Raw genomic sequence first — 8,918 nt, 5'->3', positions numbered from 1 at the left:
GTTTCGGCCTCGAAGCGCATGCGCCGTAGGCGCGAGTCTCGAGGCCGAAACGGCGAGACCAAGGGGGCCTCAACCCCGCGCCGCCGCAGGCGGCGCCAAAAAACACAGCACCTTCACGAGCAAGCCCGCAACTCCACCTTCACGAACAGTCGAACCTGCCACACCGTGTGGCTACTCGATCAGCCCGCTACCGCCCCAGTGCCGCATGCAGAACGTGAACAGCGAGCACCGACCGCACACACCTTCTCGGTATCCGCCCCCAGCACGGGAAGCACCGCCGAAATCACAGCGGGATGTTCTTGTGGTGGCTGGCCCGGCACGGCGCCGCCGCCAGCGCGGCCGCGATCTTGCTGCGCGTATGCGCCGGGTCGATGACCTCGTCGACCACCCCGATCGCTACCGCCCGCTCCACCCCACCGGCGATGGCTTCGTGTTCGGCGGTGAGCCGTTCGTGCAGCGCTTCCCGCTCTTCCTCCGGCGCCGCGGCCAGAGCTTTCTTGTGCAGAATCCCGACTGCTGCCTTCGCGCCCATCACCGCGACCTCCGACCCCGGCCAGGCGTAGACCGCGGTGGCGCCCAGGGAGCGGGCATTCATGGCGATGTAGGCGCCGCCGTAGATCTTGCGGGTGACCAGCGTGACCCGCGGTACCCGGGCTTCGGCGAAGGCGTGCAGCAGTTTGGCGCCGCGGCGGACTACGCCGTCCCATTCCTGGCCGACGCCGGGCAGGTAGCCGGGGACGTCGGTGATGACGACCAGCGGGATACCGAAGGCGTCGCAGAGGCGGACGAACCGGGCGGCTTTCTCGGCGCTTTTGGAGTCCAGGCAGCCGCCCAGCCGCAGCGGGTTGTTGGCCAGGACACCGACGGTGCGGCCGGCCAGGCGGCCGAGGCCGGTCACCATGGAGCGGGCGTAGCCGCCCTGGAGCTCTTCGAAGCTGGATTCGCCGTCGACATTGTCGAGGAGTTCGTGCACCAGCGGTTTGACGTCGTAGGCGCGTTTGGCCGAGGCCGGCAGCATGGCCTGCAGGTCGACATTTCCGTGCTCGGCGGCGACGAGGTCGAATTCGCCCTGTTCGGCGAACATGGAGACCAGGCGGCGGGCGCGGTGCACGGCGTCGGCTTCGTCGTCGGCGACGATATGGGTGACGCCGGATTTCTTGCCGTGGGTTTCCGGGCCGCCGAGGGTGGCCATATCGACCTGTTCGCCGGTGACGCTGCGCACCACATCGGGGCCGGTGACGAAAACGCGGCCCTCGGGGGCCATGATCACGATATCGGTGAGCGCGGGACCGTAGGCGGCACCACCGGCCGCGAAACCGAGTACCACCGAGATCTGGGGAACCCGGCCCGAGGCGCGAACCATGGCCTCGAACACCAGGCCGACCGCGTGCAGGGCCTCCACCCCTTCGGCGAGCCGAGCACCACCGGAATGCCACAGACCGACCACCGGCGCGCCGGAATCGATGGCGGTGTCGATCGCGTCGACGATATGCCGGCAGCCCTCCACGCCCATGGCGCCGCCCATCACGGTGGCATCGGAGCAGTAGGCGACGGTGCGGACGCCGTCGACCTCACCGACGGCCGCGAGCACACCCGACTTGTCGCGCGCGTGCAGCGGCAGCACCGTGCCGGGGTCGAAGAAGCGCTGGAGCCGCCCGAGGGGATCACGCGGATCGGTCGCGGTTTCCTGATGGCGGGCCGGAGCGATAGTGGTCATCGCGTTCTCTCCTCGAAAATGTGCGCCCGAAACGCGGGCCACTTGGTGTCGAAGCCCGGACGGGGCCGCCCGGAAGAAACCCGGCGGCCCCGTCTATGGGTCGTCGAACAGTTCGGACGGACCGTCAGGCCCGGCCGAAGGCGAGCGCGACATTGTGCCCACCGAAACCGAACGAATTGTTGATCGCGTACTCGATCTCCTGGCGCCGGGCTTCGCCCTTCACCACATCGAGGTCGATCTCAGGATCCTGGTTCTCCAGGTTCAGGGTGGGCGGCACGATACCGTCCCGGATGGCCAGCACGGTGAGCACGGACTCCAGCGCACCGACGGCGCCGATGGAATGTCCGAGCGCCGATTTGGGCGCGTAGACCGAGGCGTGGTTGCCGACGGCCTTGTTGATCGCCTTCGCCTCGGCGGTGTCACCGATGGGGGTGGCGGTGGCGTGGGCGTTGATATGGGTGATGTCCTGCTTGGACAGACCCGCGGTCTGCATGGCCCGGGTCATGGCGCGGGCGGCGCCCGTGCCCTCGGGGTCCGGTGCGACCAGGTGGAAACCGTCGGAGGTGATACCGGCGCCCAGCAGCCGGGCGTGGATGGTGGCACCGCGCGCCTTGGCGTGCTCCTCGGTTTCGAGGACCATGAGCGCGCCGGCTTCGCCGAAGACGAAGCCGTCGCGGTCCTTGTCGAAGGGACGCGAGGCGCCCTTCGGGTCGTCGTTGCGGGTGCTCATCGCGCGCATCATGGTGAACGCGGCGATCGGTACGGCGTCGATGAAACCTTCGACGCCGCCGGTGACGACCATATCGGCATCGCCCATGACGATCATGCGCCACGCGTTGGCGATACCTTCCGAGCCCGACGAGCACGCCGAGACCGGAGTGACCACTCCTGCCCGGGCCTTCAGCTCGAGACCGACGACGGCGGACGGCCCGTTCGGCATGACCATCTGAACAGCGAGCGGCGAAATCTTGCGATATCCGCCGTTCTTCAGTTTGTCGACCGAATCGATGAGCGCGTCACCGCCACCCAGTCCAGTGCCGATGGCCACACCCAGCCGATCCAAATCGACGTCCGGGCTGCCCGCATTACGCCAGACCTCGCGGCCGAGCACGGTCGCGAGCTGCTCGACATAGGCCATCCGACGGATCTCGACCCGGCTCAGCAGGCTGTCGGGACGAACTTTCAGATGGCCGCCGATGCGGACCGGTAGGTCGTATTCCTCGATGAAGGAATCCTCGAGAACGTCGATACCGCTCTCGCCGTTGAGGAGACCCTTCCACGTCGCATCGACGTCACCCGCGATCGACGTGGACGCCGCCAGGCTCGTGACGACGACATTCGGGAAGTTCCCGTTCAAGGTGGAAGGAGTGGTCACGGTGTCGGCCCTACTCGGCGTTGTCGAACTTGGCCTTGAGCTCGGCGGCGGTGTCCGCGTTCTCCGCCTCGAGCTTCTGGATGTAGGCGACGGCGTCGCCGACGGTCTTCAGGCTGGCCAGATCCTCGTCCGGGATCTTGACCCCGTACTTGTCCTCGGTCTGAACCGCGATCTCGACCATGGACAGCGAGTCGATGTCCAGGTCATCGACGAAGGACTTCTCGACGGTCACCTCGGAGGGTTCGATACCCGTAACCTCTTCGATGATCTTGCCGAGTTCCTCGACGATTTGTTCCTGGGTCAGAGCGGCCACTTCGTGGCTCCCTTCTAATTTTCTCGGGTAGGGCTCTACATATTTCTTCGGGCCGAGACGACGCACGGTTACGTCGCTTCGGTGCCGTGCTCCCGTCGAGGGTTCGTCGGAAACACGGCCGTAGGCAAGCTAGCCGGAGCTCGTGAGCTCGGCCAGCGCGGGGATGTCCTCCGGGGTCTTCAGCGCCAGGTTCGGGGTGCCTTTGAGCTCCCGTTTGGCAATGCCGACGAGGGTTCCCGCCGGTGGCAACTCCGCCACCGCCGAAACACCGGCCTGCCGGACGGATTCGGTGCACAGGTCCCACCGGACGGGCCGGGTGACCTGCGCGGCGAGCTTAGCCACCGCGTCCGCGCCGGACTCGACCGGCTTGCCGTCGGCGTTCGACAGCAACGGGCGAGTCGGCTCGTGCGGGGTGATCTCGGCGATCGCCGCCGCCACCGCCTGTTGAGCGGGAGCCATGAACTCGGTGTGGAACGCGCCCGCCACGGGAAGCGCCCGTACCCGGGCCTTCTCCGGCGGATTCGCGGCCAGTTCGGCCAGTGCGTCCAAGCGTCCCGCCGCCACGATCTGACCGGTGGCGTTGCGGTTGGCCGGGACCAGTTCCAGTTCTTCGAGCCGCGCCAGCACGGTGGCCTCGTCGCCACCCAGCACCGCGGACATGCCGGTCGGTTCCAGCGCGCACGCCTTCGCCATTTCGGCACCGCGGATGGCTGCCAGCGTAACTGCTTGGTCGGCGGAGATCACGCCGGCGACCGCCGCGGCGGCGAGTTCGCCCACCGAATGGCCGGCCACAATGGTGTCGACCGGCACCCGCCGATCGCCGATCTCGGCGAAGGCAAGCAGCGCGGCGGCCACCACGAGCGGCTGGGTCACGGCGGTGTCGGTGATCTCTTCGGCGGTCGCTTCGGTCCCGAGCCGGATCAGATCCAGGCCGGAATCCTTCGACCACAGTGCGAGGCGGTCACGAGCGCCGGGCAGGTCGAGCCAGGGCGCGAGCATGCCGGGTGTCTGAGAGCCCTGTCCAGGGGCGAACAACGCGATCACGTACCTAAGAAAACACTGTGAGACCCCTTTTGCGAGATGTCGACGTGGATGAAGCTTGCCGACCGCTTTTGTATGGTCTCCACAAAAGCCCGCGTGGTGTGTCCGGATCGACCGAATTGGGGTTCGCGTTACAGCCCGCCCTTGTCCAATGGGACAAAAGAGTCCTCTGAGGTTTGTGACGACGATTCGTTACGCGTTCGTGTCAAACGACCGACGGTGGCGGCGATTCGTAACACATACGCATCCCGCGGATTGAGCGGATCACGACCGGTTACTTCCCCGATCCGCTTCAGGCGATACCGCACAGTATTTGGATGAACGTACAGTTGACGGGCGCACATCTCGACCGCACCACCGCATTCCAGGTAGGCATCCAGGGTGTCCGCGAGGGCGGCACCGGCAGAAGCCAACGGAAGGACAAGGTACTCGACGAGCGCGTCGACCGCACCTCGATCGCCGAGCAGCGCCCGTTCGGGCAGTAGTTCCATGGCGTGCACCGGGCGCGGAGCCTCCCGCCAGCCGATCACCGCCTCCATCCCGGCGAGCGCCTCCAGGGCACTGCTGTGCGCGGCGCCGAGGGTGCGCGTGGTCGGTCCGATCACCACCGGGCCGTCCGAGAATGCCTCGGTGAGCAGATCGGCCATGAACGGCGAGGTGTGCAGGGTGTCGCCCAGGGTGCCGCTCACCACCATCACCAGGCGGGCACCCTGGACCACCGCCAGCGCCGCCCGGCCGTGCCGGGCCGCGATGGTGTGCACCGCGCCGACCACCGACACCCCCTGATCCCGCGGCGGCGTACCCACCAGGACCGTCGCGGGGGCGGTCGCGTCCCAGTTCAGGGTGGCCGCCCGGGAGAGCATGTCGGGACCGGTGTCGCCGCGCACCACCGCGTCCACCACCAGCGCTTCGAGCCGGGTATCCCAGGCGCCCCGGGATTCGGCCGCGCTGGCGTACACCGAGGCGGCCGCGAAACCGAGCTCACGCCCGTATCGCAGAACCGCCTCGGTGAGCGCGACCAGTTGCCGATCGTTACGCGCCAGCGCCGGCAGCCACTGCTCGAAGAACTCCATGGCCACCCGCACCATGTCCACGGTCTGGCGCAGCGTCAGCCGCCGCGCCAGATCCTGCGGAATGACCTGGAAGGCGTCCAGGCTGAACCGGATATCACTATCCGGGTCCTGGAGCCATTCCAGGAAGTTGACCACCGCGGTCTGCACCAGCATCTGCACACCGGCGCGCTGCGCGGCGTCCAGATCGGCGAAGAACGGCAGCCGATCCTGCATCGACCCCACGGCTTCGGTGGACAGCCGCCCGGAGAACTGCTTCACGCGTCTGAGCAGCGTGTCCGGTAGTGGGTCGCGGGTCTGCCGGTTCGGCGACAGCGCGCCGGTCGGCAGGTACACCTCGTGCTCGCTGGAGCCGTCGGAGACCCGGCGCGGACGGGGTGGTCTGCGTTCGATCATCGAACCGCCGTCACTCCGCGTCTCCGGCGCCGCCGGCGGTGAACTCCGGCGCGGCCGACACATCGTCGATGCGGTACCGGGCGGCGGCCTCGGCGGCCTTCGCCGGATCCAGCTTGCCGATCCGGCCCAGTCCGGCCAAAGCGGCGACCACGATGGATTCCGCGTCGACATTGAACACCCGGCGTGCGGCCGGCCGGGTATCGGAGAACCCGAATCCGTCGGTGCCCAGCGTGGTGAAATCGCCCGGAACCCATTTCCGGATCTGATCCGGTACCGCGCGCATCCAGTCCGTAGCGGCCACGAACGGGCCCTGCGCATCGGCCAGCGCCCGGGCCACGTAGGGCTGCCCCGCGTCCTCACCCGGGTGGTGCAGCGCCTCGATCTCGAGTTCGAGGGCCTCCCGGCGCAGCTGACCCCAGGAGGTCACCGACCAGACGTCGGCGGCCACACCCCAGTGGTCGGCCAGCAACTGCTGGGCCCGCAGACCGTCGGGCACGGTGACACCGGAGACCAGGATCTGCGCCCGGACATCACCGGCGCCACCCTTCTTGTACAGGTACAGGCCCTTGAGCAGACCGTCCACGTCGAGACCCTCGGGCTCGGCGGGCTGCTGGTAGGGCTCGTTGTACAGGGTGAGGTAGTAGAAGATGTTCTCCCCACCGAACCCGTCCACGCCCGGCGTACCGCCGTACATCCGGCGCAGGCCGTCGCGCACGATATGGGCGATCTCGAAGGAGAACGCCGGATCGTAGGAGACCACGGCCGGGTTCGTGGCCGCCAGTAGCAGCGAATGGCCGTCGTTGTGCTGCAGGCCCTCACCGGTCAGGGTGGTCCGGCCGGCCGTCGCGCCGAGGACGAACCCGCGGGCGAGCTGATCGGCCGCGGCCCACAGCCCGTCGCCGGTGCGCTGGAACCCGAACATCGAATAGAAGATGTAGAGCGGGATCATCGGCTCGCCGTGGGTGGCGTAGGAGGTACCGACCGCGGTGAACGACGCGGTGGAACCGGCCTCGTTGATGCCCTCGTGCAGGATCTGCCCGACCGCGCTCTCCTTGTAGGCGAGCATCAGTTCCGCGTCGACCGAGGTGTAGAGCTGGCCGTTGCGGTTGTAGATCTTCAGCGAGGGGAACCACGAGTCCATACCGAAGGTGCGGGCCTCGTCCGGGATGATCGGCACGATGCGCTTGCCGATCTCGGGGTCGCGCAGCAGTTCCTTCATCAGCCGCACCAGCGCCATGGTGGTCGCCACGTTCTGCTTGCCCGAACCCTTGCGTACCGATTTGTACGCCTCGTCACCGGGCAGTTTCAGCGGTGCGATGTTCGTACGCCGCTCCGGCAGGAACCCGCCCAGCGCCTTGCGGCGATCCAGCATGTACTGGATCTCCTTGGTCTCCGGGCCCGGGTGGTAGTACGGGGGCAGGTACGGATCCTTCTCCAGCTCGGCATCGCTGATCGGGATCCGCTGCAGGTCGCGGAAGTCCTTGAGGTCCTGCAGGGTCAGCTTCTTCATCTGGTGGGTCGCGTTGCGGCCCTCGAAATGCTTACCGAGGGTGTAGCCCTTGATGGTCTTGGCCAGGATCACCGTCGGCTGGCCCTTGTGCGCCAGCGCCGCCGCGTAGGCCGCGTACACCTTGCGGTAGTCGTGACCGCCGCGCTTGAGGTTCCAGATCTCCTGGTCCGACAGATCCTGCACCAGCGCCTTGGTGCGCGGGTCACGGCCGAAGAAATGGTCGCGGACGTAGGCGCCGTCGTTGGCCTTGTAGGTCTGGTAGTCGCCGTCGGGCGTGGTGTTCATCAGGTTCACCAGCGCACCGTCGCGGTCGGCGCCCAGCAGCGCGTCCCACTCCCGGCCCCAGATCACCTTGATGACATTCCAGCCGGCCCCGCGGAAGAACGACTCCAGTTCCTGGATGATCTTGCCGTTACCGCGGACCGGGCCGTCGAGGCGCTGCAGGTTGCAGTTCACCACGAAGGTCAGATTGTCCAGACCCTCCATGGCCGCCACATGGGCGAGACCGCGCGATTCGGGTTCGTCCATCTCGCCGTCGCCGAGGAACGCCCACACATGCTGATCGGAGGTGTCCTTGATCCCGCGATCGTGCAGGTAGTGGTTGAACCGCGCCTGGTAGATGGCGTTCATCGGGCCCAGGCCCATCGACACCGTCGGGAATTCCCAGAAATCGCTCAGCAGCCGCGGATGCGGATACGAGGGCAGGCCCTTGCCGAGGCCGCCGTGGCTGTACTCCTGGCGGAAACCGTCGAGCTGATCGGTGCTCAGCCGGCCCTCGAGGAAGGCGCGAGCATAGATACCGGGCGAGGCGTGACCCTGGATGAAGATCGAATCGCCGCCGCCGGAATGGTCCTTGCCGCGGAAGAAATGGTTGAACCCGACCTCGTAGAGCGCCGCCGAGGACGCGTAGGTGGAGATATGCCCGCCGACGCCGATACCCGGGCGCTGCGCGCGGTGCACCATGATCGCCGCGTTCCAGCGGATCCAGGCCCGGAAGCGCCGCTCGGTCTCCTCGTCGCCGGGGAACCAGGGCTCGTTCTCGGTCGGGATGGTGTTGACGTAATCGGTGGACGTCAGCGAAGGAATGGAGACCCGCCGCTCACCGGCGCGTTCGAGCATCCGGAGCATCAGGTAACGGGCCCGGCCGGGACCTTCGCGCTCGAGCATCTCGTCGAACGACTCGAGCCATTCGCTGGTTTCCTCCGGATCTATATCCGGTAGGTAAGACGCCACTCCTTCACGAATCACACGGACTCGGCCACCGGCGGGCGAGCCGTTGGCGTCGCGAGGGGTGGGAGCGGAACCCGGCACAGCGGATTCCGCCGGGACGCCAGAGTGGATCAGATCGGTCAAAACTGCTCCTCGTACAGGGGGTGGTCGAGCTGATGGCTGCGGTGACCCCGAATGGCCCGCTGGTGTGCGGATCACTCGTGACGACTTTTCCGGGCGTACCCGCGCACTCGCGTGGCACGTCCCACATCATCATGTCAGCCGCC

6 protein-coding genes are annotated in these 8,918 nt (G+C 67.4%); all 6 read right to left on the bottom strand.

The annotated features are described in order from the left end of the window. Nucleotides 1–283: 283 nt before the first annotated feature. Nucleotides 284–1,717, bottom strand: a complete 1,434-nt coding sequence (locus tag AB0H42_RS24300; RefSeq protein ID WP_357059544.1) for a carboxyl transferase domain-containing protein — start codon at nucleotides 1,715–1,717, stop codon at nucleotides 284–286. A 124-nt stretch (nucleotides 1,718–1,841) separates the two neighbouring features. Continuing rightward, nucleotides 1,842–3,092, bottom strand: coding sequence for a KasA/KasB family beta-ketoacyl-ACP synthase (locus AB0H42_RS24295; protein WP_357059541.1), 1,251 nt, complete (start codon nucleotides 3,090–3,092; stop codon nucleotides 1,842–1,844). Between the two features lie 10 nt (nucleotides 3,093–3,102). Continuing rightward, complete coding sequence (acpM, locus tag AB0H42_RS24290; protein ID WP_030524039.1) at nucleotides 3,103–3,405, bottom strand: meromycolate extension acyl carrier protein AcpM; 303 nt, start codon at nucleotides 3,403–3,405, stop codon at nucleotides 3,103–3,105. Nucleotides 3,406–3,534: 129 nt separating this feature from the next. Next, on the bottom strand, nucleotides 3,535–4,449 hold the full coding sequence (locus AB0H42_RS24285; RefSeq protein ID WP_357059539.1) for an ACP S-malonyltransferase: 915 nt from the start codon (nucleotides 4,447–4,449) through the stop codon (nucleotides 3,535–3,537). 128 nt (nucleotides 4,450–4,577) lie between these two features. Then, nucleotides 4,578–5,912: a helix-turn-helix domain-containing protein gene (locus tag AB0H42_RS24280; RefSeq protein ID WP_357059536.1), complete on the bottom strand. Its 1,335-nt coding sequence runs from the start codon at nucleotides 5,910–5,912 to the stop codon at nucleotides 4,578–4,580. Nucleotides 5,913–5,922: 10 nt separating this feature from the next. Continuing rightward, the gene (gene aceE / locus AB0H42_RS24275) at nucleotides 5,923–8,733 is read right to left on the bottom strand and encodes a pyruvate dehydrogenase (acetyl-transferring), homodimeric type (RefSeq protein WP_357059562.1); all 2,811 of its coding nucleotides are present in this window, start codon (nucleotides 8,731–8,733) and stop codon (nucleotides 5,923–5,925) included. Between the last annotated feature and the right edge of the window lie 185 nt (nucleotides 8,734–8,918).

The sequence above is a fragment of the Nocardia sp. NPDC050799 genome (assembly GCF_040654015.1).
GTDB lineage: Bacteria > Actinomycetota > Actinomycetes > Mycobacteriales > Mycobacteriaceae > Nocardia.
This window is presented reverse-complemented; position numbering and strand designations above follow the sequence as displayed.

Bases quoted from the DNA above. Each gene is read 5' to 3' on its own strand.
- AB0H42_RS24300 (WP_357059544.1), bottom strand. From the start codon at position 1,717: ATGACCACTATCGCTCCGGCCCGCCATCAGGAAACCGCGACCGATCCG.
- AB0H42_RS24280 (WP_357059536.1), bottom strand. From the start codon at position 5,912: ATGATCGAACGCAGACCACCCCGTCCGCGCCGGGTCTCCGACGGCTCC.